This window comes from Prochlorococcus marinus str. MIT 9401 (assembly GCF_000760095.1).
In the GTDB taxonomy this organism is placed as follows: domain Bacteria; phylum Cyanobacteriota; class Cyanobacteriia; order PCC-6307; family Cyanobiaceae; genus Prochlorococcus_A; species Prochlorococcus_A marinus_I.
The window spans coordinates 26,443-42,520 of record NZ_JNAR01000009.1 but is presented as its reverse complement, the minus strand read 5'-3'; the positions used below and the strand labels follow the sequence as shown (position 1 = coordinate 42,520).

Here is a 16,078-nt window from a genome sequence, read left to right as displayed (position 1 = left end):
CTACACAAAGAAGTGCTACACAAAGAAGTGCGTCTTAGACTTGATCTTCCTCATGAAAAACTACCTATTCTTGAAGATCTCGGGATTGAACAATTAGTTCTGATTCCTTTTGACAAGGAACTATCTAAATTAAGTGCAGAAATATTTGTGAAAGATATTTTAATAAATCAATTACAAGCAAAAAACATTTCTGTGGGTGCTAATTTTAAATTTGGGTTTAGAAGAAGTGGAGACATAAATACAATAAAAAATACAATTAAAGATACAGATATAAAACTGAAAATTATTCCAATTTTAGAAGACAAAGAAGGAAGAATCTGCAGCAGTAGAATAAGAGATCTTTTAGATAAAAGTGACCTGAAAAATGCCTCCAAAATGCTTAACAGGCCTTACAGTTTTAACGGAAAGGTTGTTAGAGGTAAAGGGATTGGGAAAAGTATAGGATGGCCTACCGCAAATCTTGAAATAGATGGTAGAAAATTTTTACCTGGAGAAGGAGTCTACGCTGCTTGGACAACTATAGAAAATTCCAACCAAAAAATTAAATCTGTTATGAATCTTGGCTCTCAACCAACAATAAATCCTTTATTACCATCTGCAGTTGAAGTGCACATAATTAATAAAGACATAGATCTATATGGTTTAAATCTAACTGTAGAACCAGTTGAAAAGCTTAGATCTCAAATCCAGTTCAATAATATAAATCAACTTTCTAATCAAATTAAAGAAGATAGAGATAATGCTCTAAGAATTTTAAAACAGAACAAAAAATAAGTTTCAAATGCAAAATTTCGATACCACAAATTCTGAAGATTTAAGAATTTATCAAATTATTGACGCTAATCTAGACAGAGCTAGAGAAGGATTAAGAGTACTAGAAGATTGGGCTAGATTTGCTCTAGGCAAAGAAAAATATGTTGAAAGAATAAAAAACTTCAGACAAATTTTAGGAAAAAATCATCTAGATGTTTATAAAGAATCTAGGAATCATATTGAGGACAAATGCAAAGGATTGACTCATAAAGAGCAAATCAAAAGAAAAACTCCTGAGCAAATTATAAGTTCTAATTCAGGGAGAGTTCAAGAAGCATTAAGAGTCATAGAAGAATTCTCAAGGATACATAATTATGAGCTTTCAAAAATAGCTTCGGGAATTAGGTATGAAATTTATACTATTGAAATTGACTTATTGAATTACAGCAAGTGTAAGAAGTCGGAGGAAATATTAAAAGAAAATGACTTATATGTAATCACAGATCAAAAAGACAATTTATTAGAAATAATAGAAGATATTTTAATTGCGGGAGTAAAAATTATTCAACATAGATTTAAAACTGGAACTGATCAAGATCATCTACAAGAAGCAATTCAGATTAAAAAACTATGTAGAAGATATAATTCTTTGTTTATCGTAAACGATAGACTTGATATAGCTCTAGCATCTAACGCGGATGGAATTCATCTCGGGCAAGACGATTTAGACTTAAAAACCGCAAGAAAAATATTAGGATATTCAAAAATTATCGGTATAAGTGCAAATAATGCAATTGATATTTCAAATGCTCTTAAGGAGGGTTGTAATTACATAGGAATAGGACCAGTATTTGAAACGACAACAAAAAAGAATAAAAAACCTTTAGGTATTGAAAATATCAAAACATTAACAAAGGATTTAAATATTCCCTGGTTTGCTATTGGTGGAATCAAGTCAAATAATATTTCATATTTAAAAAGAAATGGGTTGAAAAAAGTTGCCCTAGTTTCGCAATTAATGAATTCTGAAGATCCTAAAGAAGAGGCTATTATGATTATAAAAGAGTTATCTCATGAAAATTAAGGTAAATGGAGAAGAAAAAAAAATAGAACTTGAACAAGAGAATGCTCTACTATCTCAAGCTCTTTACCATATGGGATATAAACCAAACACAATTATAGTGGAGTTAAATAATTCAATTATAAATTCAGTGAGATGGGAAAAAGTGAAGCTTAAAGATGGTGATAATTTAGAAATCGTTTCAATAGTTGGCGGTGGTTAAAGGATAAATTCTTTATACATTAGAAATCTTCATAATTTTTTAAGTTTAGGCTTGAAACAATAACCAAATTTCTCCTGTTTCCGTTTTATATTTTTAATACTTAAGTATTACAATGAAAGAAAAAATTAATAGTAATTCCAGGTCCCTTAAATGGGAGCAAAATGGTGAGTTAGCACATAAAGATCTCTCTGAGCTAATTGAAAGATTAAAAAATGTAGAAAGTGAACATACATCATCTGAGCTGTCCAGATTAGGTACAAAATCAAACATAAAAGATTAAATTTGTTACTTAGATCTTGTTTTTATAAAAATTTGTACCAAATTAAAATTACTGAATATGAAAATAAATGCCAAAAAAATTTCCTGAATGGGTAAATACAGAAGTCGTGATAAAAGCAATAAAAATGAGAGAAGAAGGAATGCTATCAAAGCAACTTAATTTATGGATAGAAAACCTATTAGAAATAGAAAAAAAGTAATTATTTAGGAAATACTTTTAATAATTCTGAGAGCCGCCATTGCTGCTCCGTAACCATTATCTATATTCATAACTGCAATGCCTGGAGAACAACTTGACAACATACTATTTAATGCAGTTTCTCCATCCTTGCTAACTCCGTATCCAACTGAGACAGGTACTGCAATTATGGGTTGTGCCAACAATCCACCGACAACCGTTGCCAAAGCTCCTTCCATTCCAGCACAAACTATTAGTACATCATATTTATTAATTTCTTCTAACTGACTCATCAATCGATGAAGTCCGGCTACTCCAACATCTATAAAAGATTGACAATTCACTCCATAAATTTCAAGTGCTAATTGGGCTTCAAGTGTTACAGCCAAATCGCTTGAGCCGCCTGAAATTATAGCAACTTTTTTATTCGTACAAATTTTATTCAGATTTTTCCCAATTGTTAGACAATTTGCTTCTTCATAGAATCGTGCATCATCATACAAATCTAAAAGATAATTAGCCTTTTCACTATTAATCCTAGTAATAAAAACAACCTCATTTTTACTTAATACATTTTCAGATAATCTCTCTAGTTGGTCGATACTCTTATCTTGCCCCCAAATAGCCTCAATGAGTCCAAGCCTATCTCTTCTTTGAAAATCAAACTTGATATCAAAATTCATCTTTGCTTATCTAATTCTCCCTCATAAATCAATTCAAAAGGATTTTCGCCTACATTTAGAGCAGCTTTAATATTATCTTCAAATTTTTGTTGAACTACATTTACTTCTGACATAGGTATGCTTTTCCATAATTTCTTACTTTTCCAATTTACCAATATTAAAGCTTCTTCTTTTTCTTTATCCCAAAATAATTGTCTTCCCAAAAAACCATCTTGAGAAGATAACCATGGCTCCCATATTTCTTTTTCAGCATTTAACCAAGCTGCTTTTACATTGGCAGGTACTTTAAGTCTTAATTCCTCTATGACCATTTCACTTTGAAAATTATCCATTGTAAGAGCTTTTAAATTAGGAATATCAGATTGAAAAATTAAAACTACTAAGCAAATCAATAATAAACAAAATCTTTGAATTTTTTTTTTCAAATTTAAATTAAATCTCATTTTTTCTCAAGTAGAACTACTGAATGGCAACTTATACCCTCTTCTCTCCCTTCTGGACCCAATTTTTCATTGGTAGTTGCTTTAATCCCAATTAAATTATCATCAATATTTAAGATTTCAGAAATGTTTTTTTTCATTAGCTTTATATGTGGCATTATTTTTGGCCTTTCAGCAACAAGAACACTATCAATATTATTTATTTCCCAACCATCTTGTCTTATCAAGTCAATTACTTTTGATAACAAAAACAAGCTATCAGCATTTTTCCATTTTTCATCAGATGGGGGGAAATACTTTCCTATGTCACCCAACGAGAGTGCTCCCAATAATGCATCCATTATTGAGTGACTTAAAACATCAGCATCACTATGACCGTCTAAACCTAAATTTTCAGGATGATGCAATTTTACACCCCCAATAATTAAATCTCTATCCTCTACTAGTTTGTGAATATCGTATCCATTACCTATTCTAAATTTCATGAATTGATTATTTTCTTTTATTATTCTCTTACTTTTTGGGGATTTTTTGTAGTTTTCATTTGAAATTAAGTCACTTCTTCTCTCCAATGTTCTTTCAAAACTTTTTCTTCTTCTCCACGATTTAATCTCTTCATGATTACCGCTCACTAAAATATCTGGCACTTTCATATCTTTAAAAGTTAATGGCCTCGTGTATTGAGGATATTCTAATAAAGAAGAATTATGACTTTCATCAACTAAGGAGTTAGGATCACCAAGAGTTCCTGGTAGTAATCTAGTCAAACCGTTAATTATTGATATAGCAGGTATTTCACCTCCAGAAAGTACATAATCGCCTATCGATATCTCTTCATCAGCTAAACATCTAATCCTTTCATCAAAACCTTCATATTGACCACAAATAATTATTATTTGATCCAAAGTGGACCATCTCGCAAGATCCTTTTGCTTTAGAACTTTACCCTGTGGGGTCATCAGCAAAGTTTTACTTTTAAGTAATTTTCTAATTGATTCATATGCCTTATAAATAGGTTCAGGTTTTAATACCATACCTGCTCCTCCTCCATAAGGCTTATCGTCAACTTGTCTGTAAGAACCTTCGCCATATTCTCTCAAATCATGTAAATTTACATCGATCAAATTCTTATCTAGAGCTTTTGTTATAACCCCTAAATTATTTATTAATTCAAAAGCTTTAGGGAACAATGTAATTACATCAAAATTAAAACAACTCATCTAGAATTTTCCTCATAACCAAACTCAATTAACCTTGATTCTTTTTTTCTCCAATTTGGAATAACTTTCACAAACAACTCTAGGTGAACTGGACCATCAATTAATTTTGACATATTTGATCTTGCTGACTGACCAATCATTTTTAACATTGAACCTTTCTTTCCTATAAGAATGCCTTTTTGAGTTGATCTTTCAACAATAATAGTAGCCAAAATAGCTGTGAAAACTTTGCCATTTTTTCTTTTCATTTTCTCTCTCTTTTCTATCTTTACTGCAACACTATGAGGTACCTCTTCTCTTGTATTTTTCAATACCTGCTCTCTGACTAAATCAGATAATAAGTTATCTAATGGTTGGTCGCAAATGGTCTCTTCGCCATAAAGTTTTGGTCCCTCCGGAAGGAAATTAAGTACCATATCGACTAGTTCAGAACATCCCTCTCCTTGAGAAGCACTTACAATTTGAAAGTTTTTATTAATTCCAAAAAATCTTCTATATTGATCTAATCGTAAATTCCTAAATTCTTTATCAACCAAATCCCACTTATTTAATGCCACAATAAACTCAGTTTTATTTGCGATTAGAAAATTCAAAATATATTCATCACCTCTACCAGGTTCCTCACTTGAATCAATTACAAAAATTACCATATCAACTCCATTAATTGCAGATTTTGCGTTTTTTACTAATATCTCTCCAAGTCGATGATGAGGTTTATGAACACCTGGAGTATCAACAAAAATTATTTGCCCATTGTCTGTAGTAAGTATTCCTTTTAATTTATTTCTAGTAGTTTGCGCTATTGGAGAAGTAATTGTTATTTTTTCTCCAATCAATTTATTTATTAGAGTAGATTTACCGACATTTGGCCTTCCTAGTAAAGTTACAAATCCAGATCTATAATTGGCCAAAGACTTTTAATGCATCAATAATAAAATTCTGATCAAAAATGGAAAAAAAAACCATAAATTTAAAAAAAGCTTCGTTCACACAAGCAATAAACATATCCGCACAATGGTGCAAAGAGTGGGGCGAAGATTTTCTCAGCGAGGAGGTTTTAGCAGATAGAATCGCAGAGCTAACTAAAACAAGAAATGGGCTAAGAGGATTTTTTGCATACGCTTTATCAGATAAAGATTGTTTTTTGTTAGATAAACTTCCTTTTTCACTAATTTACAAACTGAACGAAGGTGGTGATGCTGTAACAGAAATAGTATTAAAAAATTTAATAATGAGTTCCGCTCAAATTATTATTCATCGAAGAGATAATAATCATGAATATGAGATATCATCAGAAAACATTTCAGATAGATGCAAGGCCATTTTAAGACTACTAGATACTAAGTCAGTTACAAAGTTGGTCAATAAAGTCCTTAGAGACTTAGATGATATGGGCAATAGTTTTGATAATTCAGTAAAGTATGACTCAGACCAAAAGGAATTCATAAAAAAACAAATTCTTGATATCGCACAATAAAAAAGCGTAGAAACAAATCTACGCTTTCGGTTAGTTATTTAAGTAATGTGTTTAGTCTCTTCTTCCACCGCCTTGTAGGGCAATCATTAATCTCAAAATAAAAACAAAAAGATTTATATAAGTTAAATACATACCTAAAGCCCCTGCAAGGTATTGATCATCATTATATCTTCTTGGCATTGTATAGAAATCGACGAAAGACATTGCAACAAATAAGACAGTTCCAAATCCTGCAATTATCAATTCGAGTCCTGAACCTCCAAAAACTCCTGGAGCAAAGAATCCTCCAATTAATTGGACAAACATTGCTATTAGGAGTCCTATCAATCCAAGACCAACTACTCCACTTAGTGCTTGACCAACACTATCACTCATTCTTTGGCCGGTGTAAGAGGCTATAACGAAAGTTATACCAGTAGCTAAGGCAGCTGTTCCAACAGAACCGATACCAATTGTTCCTATTGCTAAAGCAACTATTCCACTTAAGGTGAATCCAGTTAACAAACTAAATCCTGTCAACAAGGGCAGGGCCTTCGCATTATTTGCATTATTTGCAGCGCTTGTGGCTACAAAAAACAAAATCAATTCTGCAATTAATGCAACTATAGAAAGAGGCTGGAAAAGAACAGGATTTGTTGCTATGAGTGAGACACCTGCTAAAACGCCTAAAGAAGTTAGAACCATACCTCCACCTACATAAGGTAAGGCTTTTTGAACAACATTAGGTCCAACAATTGCACTAGTTTGTGCTTCACGAATAGCTTGATTAAAATTACTACTTGCTGGCATTTTTTTATTAAATATGACCTTATTCTACTTGATTTTTAAAATTTCAGGGTACGGATCTCCAGAGTTATAAAATTATTGATAAGCCTCAATAATTTTCTGAACTAAAGGATGACGAACTACATCTTCAATATTTAAATAACAAATTTTTATACCTTCTGTTTCAGAGAAAATTCTCGATGCTTCAATGAGGCCGCTTTGCTGATCTTTTTTTAAATCAATTTGTGTAATATCTCCGTTTACAACCATTTTTGACCTCTCTCCTAGTCTGGTCAAAAACATTCTCATTTGAGAGCAAGTAGTATTTTGTGCCTCATCCAAGATAATTAGAGAATTATCTAAGGTTCTTCCTCTCATAAATGCCAAAGGAGCAACTTCAATAATTCCCTTGTCAATTAACGAATTTGTTCTATCAAACCCGAAAATACTATGTAAAGAATCAAATAGGGGTCTTAAATATGGATCAACTTTTTGTTGCAAATCACCAGGCAGAAATCCCAAACTCTCTCCAGCTTCTACAGCTGGTCTGGTTAAAACAATTTTTTCAATTTTTTTCTCGTTCAATAGCCTTGCCGCGCAAACAGTTGCTAAAAATGTCTTACCAGTTCCAGCTGGGCCAATTGCAAAAGTAAGATCAAAGTTTTCAATTGATTCAACATATTCTTTTTGCCTTATAGTTCTTGGTCTTAAAAATCTTCCCTCTTTTGAACGCGCAAGAATTTTTTTCCCAAGTTCAGCATGTGAAGACGATTCGCCCATATTTAAAGAACTTAAAGCAGCTTTAAGGTCTACCTCTGGGACTTCTAACCCTTGTTCCCAAATTGGTCTTGTTAGTTCTACTAATGCAGAGGCTCTCTCAATTTTAGATATGACACCGTTCATCTCAAGTTGTAAGCCTCTTATAGTTAAAGAAACTCCTGTAAGAGACTCAAATTTTTTTAAGAAAGAATTACCAGGTCCAGATAATGCTGTAGCAGCATCAGAGCTTGGCAAATCAATTTTGAAGTGACCAGTTTTGGAAACTTCCTTCATCTAGTTATTGAATAAGAATAAAAATTTATCAAATCACTTGCTTTCAGCTTCATTAGTCTCGCTTTCAGCTTTACTACTATCATTTTCTTCGTCTTTAGTTTTAGCCTTAGCTAATTTTTCCTTCTCTAGCTTTGCTTTACCTATTGCAATAGAGGGTCTTTCTTTTTTTTCTAATAAACCTCCTTTTTCTAATAAAGTTCTTACAACATCAGTTGGCTGAGCACCCTGAGTGAGTCTTGTTCTTAAAGCTTCTGTGTCAAGCCTGGTTTCCTTAGTTCTTGGATTATAAAAACCTAGTTCTTGTAGAGGTCTACCATCTCTTCTGGAAGTACTATTGCATGCAACAATTCTGAAACTTGCCTCTTTTTTCTTTCCAAAGCGCTTAAGGCGCAATTTAATCATTTTAAATTAATGCGTTTTTAATAATAATATCATTTAAAGGTAAGGATATAGAAACTATAAATCGGCAAAACCTTTTTTCTTTTTATTATTTTTTTGTTTTTTCATTGGCTTATTACCACTCATCCCACCCATTCCTGGCATCCCACCCATTCCTGGCATGCCACCCATTCCTGGCATTCCACCCATTCCTGGCATCCCACCCATTCCTGGCATTCCACCCATTCCTGGCATTCCTCCGTTAGACATTTGTTTCATAAAACCTCTCATTCTTTGAAAATCAGCTAATACCTTATCTACATCTTTTGCTTCATAACCGCTACCCTGAGCGATCCTTTGTCTTCTGGAGGGTTGAGCGGCAAGAACTTCGGGTTTTTGTTTCTCTTCAAGAGTCATTGACGAGATCATAGATTCTATTTTCTTAAGTTGATCTTCTCCATCTTTTATCATCCCATCATCTATTTTATTCATTCCAGGAATCAATTTAATCAATCCACCAAGTGAACCCATTCTTTTAATTAATCTCATTTGCTTTACAAAATCATTAAAATCAAAAGTCGCTTCTTGAAGTTTCTTTTGCATCGCTTCTGCATCAGCAAGTTCAACTTCTTTTTGTGCTTTTTCAACAAGTGTCAAAACATCGCCCATTCCTAAAATTCTGCTAGCCATTCTCTCTGGATGAAATGGTTGCAGTGCCTCAATTTTTTCACCTACACCTATAAATTTGATTGGTTTACCACTTATTTTTCTTATTGATAAAGCAGCTCCGCCTCTTGAGTCACCATCCAACTTAGTTAATATCGCCCCTGTGATTCCTACTTTTTCATGAAATGACTTTGTTAAGTCTGCAGCTTCTTGCCCAATCATTGAATCAACAACAAGCAAAACCTCATCAGGATTAGAAACTTCTTTTATTCGAACCATTTCACTCATCATGGCATCATCAATTTGTAGTCTTCCTGCAGTATCAATAATTATCGAATTAAAATCATTTTCACTAGCAAAATTCAATGCTTCCTTTGCTATTTCTTCTGGTTTGCTATTTTTTTCTTTAGCTGAAAAAACTTCCAATTCATATTGACTTCCCAATGTTTTAAGCTGCTCTACAGCTGCTGGTCGATAAATATCTGCAGCCACCAGAAGAACTTTTTTATCTTTTTCCTTTAAATAAAGTCCTAATTTTCCTGTTGCAGTTGTTTTGCCCGCCCCCTGAAGTCCAGCCATCAAAATGACTGTAGGACTATTTTCATTTTCGTATAATGGAGAATTTTCATTCCCCATAATGTTAATCAATTCTTTATTTACAACTTCTATAAATTTTTGACCTGGGTTTACCCCCCTAACTACTTGTTCTCCAATAGCTTTATCTTTAACATCTGTTATAAACTCTTTTACTACAGACAAACTAACATCTGCATCAAGGAGTGCTCTTTTTACCTCCTTCAAGGCATCGTTAATGTTATTTTCACTAATTTTCGCTTCGCCTCTTAAACCCTTTACTGCGTCTTCAAAGCGTGACGAGAGTTCATCAAACATTATAAAAAAGTAATTTTAATTATTATAGATGATCTTGAAGTTTACAATTACAAGCCACTCACGAAATCAACTAATTTCCATGATTTATTTGAAAAACCCAAAATATATTTAACTTTAAGGGGATTCAATGATGTCTCATTAACAAACTCTCCAGAATTCTTTATTATTCTCTCTAGATAATTCAATTCAACTAAAACAACTATCCGAGATGAAGTTTGCGATTCCAAATCTATCTTACTAATTTGGGAGTTAATTTCTTTATAAATTCCCTTTTTAATATCATTCTGTCTTTCTTCGATTGTTCTATCGATTAGACCTTTACTAACAAACTTAGAAAGATTAATTTCACTCTTTCCCGCTAAGTAATTACTTTTACTTAGAAGCCATCCATTAATTAAATTCCTTAAATCTTCCAAAGAAGGTGAAGCTATATTAAGTTCTTTGAATTCATCAGAAATAATTGAAATAGATTTCCCAGGAATAGAATTCAATTTACTTGAAGGATTTTTTTTAATTTTTTGAATAATATCTTTCTTACTAGGCTCTTGATTTTTTTCTATCGAAATTAAGGGATTTTCAACAATAGATTCGTCCTGAATAGATTTTTTAAAATTATTTCTTAAAAATCCAATACCTATACCAAATGAAAATAAGATCAAAAACGCATAAATATAAACTAAATAAGGGGACCGATTAATAATCTCTTTATCCTTTAAGAATTCCCCAAAACTAAACTTTAGTTCAGCAATTTTTTCAATTAAAAAATTATAAAACTCTATTGGTTTTTTCTTAAAGTATTCCTCATTGAATTCTATTTCTTTGGTATCAATCTTTTCATAATCTTGTTTTATGCCACCAGGCCAAGGTAATCTTCTTTCTTCAATATTACCTAATAAATTATCAAAATCTTCAGTCTTTTTTGGAGAAGATTCCTTCTCAATTTGTTGGTTTTGAAAATTTGATCTAGATGCAATTTTATTTGATTTCTTATCTAATTTCTCAATAAATTCTTGGATTTCCCTATCTTCAAACCAAGAATCTAAATCAACTTCTTTTGAATCGATATCTCTATACCCAACTAAAACATCATTCTCTAACCAATTTTTACAGAAAATGCATATTGCTTCTAATTTATTTCCAGGATAATTATTGAGCCAATCTCGTAATTTTTCATCAGAACTGCTGGAGAACCTTGCAGAGGCCTGGTCTATATCTGCCAATAACAGATCTAGACAACCAATAAGAGGCATCGAATCAAGACCTGATAAATTAAGTCTCTTTAGTATTTTCCTCGCTTCAAATAATTTTTCCGGTTTCCTTCTTGAGAAGCCTATTGCTGTTAAAGATAGAAAAGCTAAAAAGCCTGCTTCTAATGATCCTCTTTTTTGTAAATCAAGAAACAAGTCTATCTGTTCTTGTACTGTCAAAAATGGTTTAATTTGTTGAAAAAAAGCCTCAAATTCTTGCTGATTTAGATAATCTCCATATTCAGATTTATTATTTCCTTCCAAGCCGCCTCTTTTGATTATTAGATTTTCCAACATACTTAACCCTTTCTTATGTGACTCCTGTTCACTTAAGTCTCTACTAAGAAGATCTAGTATCCTGTAGGGAAGCAGCGCAATCAGGTCTTCTTCAAGTTCTTTTCTTATGTCTATAAGCTTTCCCATCCTTTGAAGAAGCTGTATACCCTCTTGTAAAAAGTCAGCAGCGTTTGAGTAGGATCTAAGCTGTTGTTCTTGAATTGCAGAATCTCTAGCTGTTAAAGCAGCTAATAAAGTTAAATCAGCTTCTCTACTACTACCTAAAGCTGGAGTTTGTGGCGGCTGCAATGCTTTTCTTGTAATTTTAAAAGCTTCTTTTGGGGAACCCGATTCCCAAAGAAGAATTAAACCTGCTACTTCTCTATTTGAAGAAAAATCTAAACCTGATGACCCGTCTAGTAACAAATTTTCGTACTCTCTCCTGCTTTCTGGATCTGTGAGTAAATCAGCAGTGAGGCGAAGCAATTCAGATCTTTGGGTTAAAACTTCGTATGTAAAACCTTCATTAGGCGTTTTATCTAATCGTAATTGAAACGCCCTTAATATTTCCTCAGGTGTTGCAGAGGGGCTTACGCCAATTAAACGAAAATGGTCTAATGGAAGTTCCAAACAAATATCCTATTGAAAATTCTTAGACAAATTTTATCAAGTTAAAAAATTTTTTCATAAGGTCTTACAGAGTTATTAAAAAAAATCATGAAAATTGACCTTCACAGCTTAGAATGTTAACAAATCAAAACTTCATTAAGGTATTTTTTTGGAAACACACGTAGAGAGGATTTCAAATCTTCAAGACATGAAAAAAGCCGAACTAGATCGCGAAACCGGATTATTTCTTTATGAAGACATGACGCTTGGTCGTAGATTTGAAGATAAGTGTGCAGAAATGTATTACAGAGGAAAAATGTTTGGTTTCGTTCATTTATATAACGGTCAAGAAGCTATAAGCACTGGAGTGATTGGCGCTATGGAAAAGAAACATGATTGGTTTTGTAGTACCTATCGCGATCACGTTCATGCACTAAGTGCTGGTGTTCCCTCATTTGAAGTGATGAGCGAACTTTTTGGTAAAGCTACAGGTTGCAGCAAAGGCCGAGGGGGGTCCATGCACCTATTTTCAAGAGAGCATCACCTGTTAGGTGGATATGCATTTATTGGAGAAGGAATTCCAGTTGCATTAGGGGCGGCCTTTTCAAGTAAATACAAAAAGGAGGTTGCTGGTGATAGTAGTAGTAATTCGGTAACTGCAGCATTCTTTGGAGATGGGACTTGCAATAATGGTCAGTTTTTTGAATGTTTAAATATGGCTCAATTATGGAAATTGCCCATAATCTTTGTTGTTGAAAATAATAAATGGGCTATTGGTATGGCACACGATAGAGCTACTAGCAATCCTGAAATCTGGAGAAAAGCGTCTGCCTTTGGGATGCAAGGTGAGGAAGTTGATGGAATGGACGTATTAGCAGTGAGAGGGGCAGCGCAAAGAGCAATTGAGCGTGCTAGAGCAGGAGAAGGGCCCACACTTTTAGAATGCTTAACTTATAGATACAGAGGACATTCTCTCGCAGATCCAGATGAATTAAGATCTGAAAAAGAGAAGGGGTTTTGGGCGAAAAGAGATCCAATTAAGAAATTAGCCCAAGAAATCATTGATGGTAAATTTGCAACTGAAGAAGAACTAAAAATTATCGAAAAGAAAATTGATGCAGAGATTTCTGAGTCAGTTAAAAATGCTATAGAAGCACCTGAACCACCTTCAGAAGAACTCACTAAATATATTTGGGCCGAAGATTAAGTTAAATACCACTGGGTAATTTTCTTGTTAAATTTCGTAATTTTCTTAATGCCTTCAGTTCAACTTGTCTAACTCTTTCCCTAGAAACTTCTAATAATCTGCCTATTTCGGCAAGGGTATGTCTTTCATTTCCATCTAGTCCAAACCTTAATTTGAGAACATGTTGCTCTTGCTCACTTAGATGACTTAACCATTTCCCAAGTTGTTCTTGATGCATTTTCTGCTCAACTTGATCTAAAGGTTCTTCACTATTACTATCTGCAATTAAATCACCTAAAAAACTCCTTCCATCATCGCCATTCACTGGTGCATCCAAACTACTTGTTGATAAGGCTTGTCTAAGAACAGAATCTAATTCCTCAACATCAATTTCCATCGCCTCTGCAATTTCAATTCTACTTGGCATAGCACCGAGTTTATGTGCTAAGTCCCTACTAACTTTTCTAATAGATGCTAACCTTTCACTTAAATGAACAGGTAAACGGATAGTCCGTGATTGACAAGCAATTGCTCTTGTCATGCTCTGTCGAATCCACCAAAAAGCATAAGTGGAAAACTTATATCCCCTTGTAGGATCAAATTTTTCAACAGCCCTCTCTAAACCCAAAGAGCCCTCCTGAACCAAATCAAGAAGTTCAAGTCCTTTGCCTTGATATTTTTTTGCCACACTGACAACTAATCTTAAATTAGCCTTCATCATTCTATCTTTAGCTCTTCTTCCTATTTTTATTGATCTTTTTTGCTCCTTTGAAAATTCTTTTGTTTTTTCATTTAACTGACCATCTTCTGTGAGAATCATCATCTTCTGGACTTGATTACCCAATTCAATCTCTTCAGCAGGTGTTAATAAAGGGACTCTACCGATATTTTGCAAATACCAACTAATTGGATCATTACCTCTTCTTTTTTGTGGTTCTGCTTGTGATGGTACTGATAAAGCCATTTTTTTGACCCAATGAGGTATTAAAACTTTCCTATATATTTTTGGAAATAGCCGAATATTTAATGCGCGCTTCAGATTTCAAGTAATATTTGTACACTTATGTGTTAAAAACTATAAATAACTCTCTTTAATTGTTTCTTTCAAGATATTTGTCTCATTTTTATATTTCTCATTAATTTTGACAATTCGTCACCAATAGCAGAAGCATTTGATCCTTTTTTGCACTTTGATGCAGCGAATGAATGCATAAGTACGTATTTAGCAAAAAAATCAGTTGTTATATTTCTACAAAAAGTTAAATCAATCGCAGAACTGCCTGCTAAAAATCCAGATAAAAGATCACCCAGTCCAGCTCGAGCCGTCTGAGAATCGGTTCCAAAAAGTTGCCATACTTTTTTGTTATCAGCCACTATGCTGTTAGCTCCCTTTAACAAAATACTAATATTGAATTCTTTTGCTGCATCAAGAGCTAGACCTAAATTGGTATCAGATTTGATATTGGGGAATAACCTTTGAAATTCTTTGCTATGTGGTGTAATCCATGTTTTAAATTTTCTCTCTAAAAAGAAATTTAACCCTAACTTAGATTCAGAAATTCTATTAAGTGCATCTGCATCCAGGATCAATAATCCTCCAAAATCCATAAGGCAGTCTTTTGATTTTTGCCAATCATCGTTGTCAATACCAATACCTGGACCTACTACTAATGAATCATATGCAGATAAATCAATTTTCTTTAATGCACTGAATAAGGATGCATCACCATTTTGATTACATTGCATAGTTCCCTTTAAAACTATTTCAGGGGCTACTTGCCAAATAGATTCTGCAACTAAATTTGGGAGGACCGCAGAGATGAATCCTGCTCCACTTGATATAGCCCCTTTTAATGCTAAGTACGCAGCGCCAGGATATTTCTCACTTCCAGCTACTAATAATGTTCTACCTCTTTGATATTTGTTGGAATTTTTTGGTAGAGAGGGTAAATCAATATTTTTTAAATCTTTGTAAGTAACCTTAAAAATCTTTTTATCAAATTTGGAAAGTTTACTAATAGGTACACCGACATCTATATGGTGCAATTCTCCAATAAAAGGTAAAGCAGAATCTTGGGTCAAACCAATCTTATGAAGACCAATGGCCAATGTATAGTCTGCCTTTACTGCATTATCTAAAAAAGGCTCTCCTTTATCAGGACATAATCCAGTTGGGATATCAATACTTATTACCTTGCCATATTTATTATGAAATTTTTGATTAAATAGTTCAATTAATTTATTATCAACTTTTCTTGTTTGATTACTACCAAAAACTGCATCAATCCAAAGCTCTTTCCCTGTTGCATCGGGGGGCTCTACTAATTTTGTGACACCAATAGATGTAAGATAATTAAGGTGGTTATTTGTTAATGTTTTTTTTATCGGGAATGGGCACCATACCTGAACATAAAAACCTTTTAAAAAAAGCTCTCTAGCTATTACGGCACCATCACCACCATTATGCCCAGGACCTATAACAACAGTTATTCCATGTTTGAGAAGAGGTTTCTTTTTGAAGAGCCATCCACTAATTTGCATACCAGCTTTTTCCATCAATGCTTCTTGTGGCATTCCATCAGAAAACATTTCTTCCTCTAATATCAACATTTGCTTTGAATCAACAATTAAATGTTCAGAGTCAATTGTTGGCCATACAATTTCATTCATAATGAGTACAAAGCAAATGAAGTT

18 protein-coding genes are annotated in these 16,078 nt (G+C 33.2%); 7 read left to right on the top strand and 11 right to left on the bottom strand.

Going from position 1 to position 16,078, the window contains the following annotated elements; all coding sequences use genetic code 11:
- The 5 genes from ribF to EV01_RS10015 all read left to right on the top strand — a co-directional run.
- Positions 1-774, top strand: a 774-nt coding sequence (gene ribF / locus EV01_RS05405) for a riboflavin biosynthesis protein RibF (RefSeq protein ID WP_032523289.1), incomplete at its 5' end; no start/stop codon positions are given.
- 7 nt (positions 775-781) lie between these two features.
- On the top strand, positions 782-1,837 hold the full coding sequence (locus EV01_RS05410) for a thiamine phosphate synthase (RefSeq protein WP_032518261.1): 1,056 nt from the start codon (positions 782-784) through the stop codon (positions 1,835-1,837).
- Positions 1,827-2,036 carry a sulfur carrier protein ThiS gene (thiS, locus tag EV01_RS05415; RefSeq protein ID WP_032518260.1) on the top strand — a complete coding sequence of 70 codons (210 nt, stop codon included), beginning with the start codon at positions 1,827-1,829 and terminating at the stop codon, positions 2,034-2,036. The genes EV01_RS05410 and thiS overlap by 11 nt, the downstream gene beginning before the upstream one ends.
- 112 nt (positions 2,037-2,148) lie before the next feature.
- Complete coding sequence (locus tag EV01_RS09705) at positions 2,149-2,316, top strand: hypothetical protein (protein ID WP_193741424.1); 168 nt, start codon at positions 2,149-2,151, stop codon at positions 2,314-2,316.
- 67 nt (positions 2,317-2,383) lie between these two features.
- Positions 2,384-2,515, top strand: coding sequence for a hypothetical protein (locus EV01_RS10015; protein WP_275040835.1), 132 nt, complete (start codon positions 2,384-2,386; stop codon positions 2,513-2,515).
- A gap of 4 nt (positions 2,516-2,519) precedes the next feature.
- Here the strand turns inward: EV01_RS10015 and larB are convergent, their stop codons facing one another.
- Genes larB through era form a run of 4 tightly spaced genes read right to left on the bottom strand, consistent with a single transcriptional unit; the run spans position 2,520 to position 5,747 of the window.
- Complete coding sequence (gene larB / locus EV01_RS05420; RefSeq protein WP_032518259.1) at positions 2,520-3,176, bottom strand: nickel pincer cofactor biosynthesis protein LarB; 657 nt, start codon at positions 3,174-3,176, stop codon at positions 2,520-2,522.
- Positions 3,173-3,619, bottom strand: coding sequence for a TIGR03792 family protein (locus tag EV01_RS05425; RefSeq protein WP_032518258.1), 447 nt, complete (start codon positions 3,617-3,619; stop codon positions 3,173-3,175). The genes larB and EV01_RS05425 overlap by 4 nt, the downstream gene beginning before the upstream one ends.
- Entirely contained in the window at positions 3,616-4,836 is a 1,221-nt protein-coding gene (trmD, locus tag EV01_RS09350; protein ID WP_072013477.1) for a tRNA (guanosine(37)-N1)-methyltransferase TrmD, read from the bottom strand. Before trmD ends, EV01_RS05425 begins: the two co-directional genes overlap by 4 nt.
- Positions 4,833-5,747 carry a GTPase Era gene (gene era, locus EV01_RS05430; RefSeq protein WP_032518257.1) on the bottom strand — a complete coding sequence of 305 codons (915 nt, stop codon included), beginning with the start codon at positions 5,745-5,747 and terminating at the stop codon, positions 4,833-4,835. The genes trmD and era overlap by 4 nt, the downstream gene beginning before the upstream one ends.
- A 38-nt stretch (positions 5,748-5,785) precedes the next feature.
- Between era and EV01_RS05435 the strand changes: the two genes are divergently transcribed.
- Positions 5,786-6,313, top strand: a complete 528-nt coding sequence (locus EV01_RS05435) for a hypothetical protein (RefSeq protein ID WP_032518256.1) — start codon at positions 5,786-5,788, stop codon at positions 6,311-6,313.
- A 51-nt stretch (positions 6,314-6,364) separates the two neighbouring features.
- Here EV01_RS05435 and EV01_RS05440 read toward each other — a convergent pair whose 3' ends face one another.
- The 5 genes from EV01_RS05440 to EV01_RS05460 form a co-directional block, all read right to left on the bottom strand.
- Positions 6,365-7,102, bottom strand: coding sequence for a Bax inhibitor-1/YccA family protein (locus EV01_RS05440; RefSeq protein ID WP_032518255.1), 738 nt, complete (start codon positions 7,100-7,102; stop codon positions 6,365-6,367).
- Positions 7,103-7,174: 72 nt separating this feature from the next.
- The gene (locus EV01_RS05445; RefSeq protein WP_032518254.1) at positions 7,175-8,131 is read right to left on the bottom strand and encodes a PhoH family protein; all 957 of its coding nucleotides are present in this window, start codon (positions 8,129-8,131) and stop codon (positions 7,175-7,177) included.
- 33 nt (positions 8,132-8,164) lie between these two features.
- Positions 8,165-8,533 (bottom strand): 30S ribosomal protein S16, encoded by a 369-nt coding sequence (gene rpsP, locus EV01_RS05450; protein ID WP_032518253.1) that lies wholly within the window; start codon positions 8,531-8,533, stop codon positions 8,165-8,167.
- Positions 8,534-8,587: 54 nt separating this feature from the next.
- Positions 8,588-10,066: a signal recognition particle protein gene (gene ffh, locus EV01_RS05455; protein ID WP_032518252.1), complete on the bottom strand. Its 1,479-nt coding sequence runs from the start codon at positions 10,064-10,066 to the stop codon at positions 8,588-8,590.
- Between the two features lie 47 nt (positions 10,067-10,113).
- Positions 10,114-12,219 (bottom strand): IMS domain-containing protein, encoded by a 2,106-nt coding sequence (locus EV01_RS05460; RefSeq protein ID WP_032518251.1) that lies wholly within the window; start codon positions 12,217-12,219, stop codon positions 10,114-10,116.
- Between the two features lie 148 nt (positions 12,220-12,367).
- Between EV01_RS05460 and pdhA the strand changes: the two genes are divergently transcribed.
- Positions 12,368-13,405, top strand: coding sequence for a pyruvate dehydrogenase (acetyl-transferring) E1 component subunit alpha (gene pdhA / locus EV01_RS05465; RefSeq protein WP_032518250.1), 1,038 nt, complete (start codon positions 12,368-12,370; stop codon positions 13,403-13,405).
- A 1-nt stretch (position 13,406) separates the two neighbouring features.
- Here the strand turns inward: pdhA and EV01_RS05470 are convergent, their stop codons facing one another.
- The gene (locus EV01_RS05470) at positions 13,407-14,348 is read right to left on the bottom strand and encodes an RpoD/SigA family RNA polymerase sigma factor (protein ID WP_032518249.1); all 942 of its coding nucleotides are present in this window, start codon (positions 14,346-14,348) and stop codon (positions 13,407-13,409) included.
- A gap of 140 nt (positions 14,349-14,488) precedes the next feature.
- A complete protein-coding gene (locus EV01_RS05475) occupies positions 14,489-16,054 on the bottom strand; it encodes an NAD(P)H-hydrate epimerase (RefSeq protein WP_032518248.1) in 1,566 nt (521 codons plus the stop codon).
- Positions 16,055-16,078: the final 24 nt, after the last annotated feature.

Coding starts and splice junctions, on each gene's coding strand:
- rpsP (WP_032518253.1), bottom strand. CDS start 8,533: ATGATTAAATTGCGCCTTAAGCGCTTTGGAAAGAAAAAAGAGGCAAGT.
- ffh (WP_032518252.1), bottom strand. CDS start 10,066: ATGTTTGATGAACTCTCGTCACGCTTTGAAGACGCAGTAAAGGGTTTA.
- larB (WP_032518259.1), bottom strand. CDS start 3,176: ATGAATTTTGATATCAAGTTTGATTTTCAAAGAAGAGATAGGCTTGGA.
- EV01_RS05445 (WP_032518254.1), bottom strand. CDS start 8,131: ATGAAGGAAGTTTCCAAAACTGGTCACTTCAAAATTGATTTGCCAAGC.
- EV01_RS05475 (WP_032518248.1), bottom strand. CDS start 16,054: ATGAATGAAATTGTATGGCCAACAATTGACTCTGAACATTTAATTGTT.
- EV01_RS09705 (WP_193741424.1), top strand. CDS start 2,149: ATGAAAGAAAAAATTAATAGTAATTCCAGGTCCCTTAAATGGGAGCAA.
- EV01_RS05435 (WP_032518256.1), top strand. CDS start 5,786: ATGGAAAAAAAAACCATAAATTTAAAAAAAGCTTCGTTCACACAAGCA.
- trmD (WP_072013477.1), bottom strand. CDS start 4,836: ATGAGTTGTTTTAATTTTGATGTAATTACATTGTTCCCTAAAGCTTTT.
- EV01_RS05440 (WP_032518255.1), bottom strand. CDS start 7,102: ATGCCAGCAAGTAGTAATTTTAATCAAGCTATTCGTGAAGCACAAACT.
- EV01_RS05410 (WP_032518261.1), top strand. CDS start 782: ATGCAAAATTTCGATACCACAAATTCTGAAGATTTAAGAATTTATCAA.
- EV01_RS05470 (WP_032518249.1), bottom strand. CDS start 14,348: ATGGCTTTATCAGTACCATCACAAGCAGAACCACAAAAAAGAAGAGGT.
- EV01_RS10015 (WP_275040835.1), top strand. CDS start 2,384: ATGCCAAAAAAATTTCCTGAATGGGTAAATACAGAAGTCGTGATAAAA.
- thiS (WP_032518260.1), top strand. CDS start 1,827: ATGAAAATTAAGGTAAATGGAGAAGAAAAAAAAATAGAACTTGAACAA.
- EV01_RS05425 (WP_032518258.1), bottom strand. CDS start 3,619: ATGAGATTTAATTTAAATTTGAAAAAAAAAATTCAAAGATTTTGTTTA.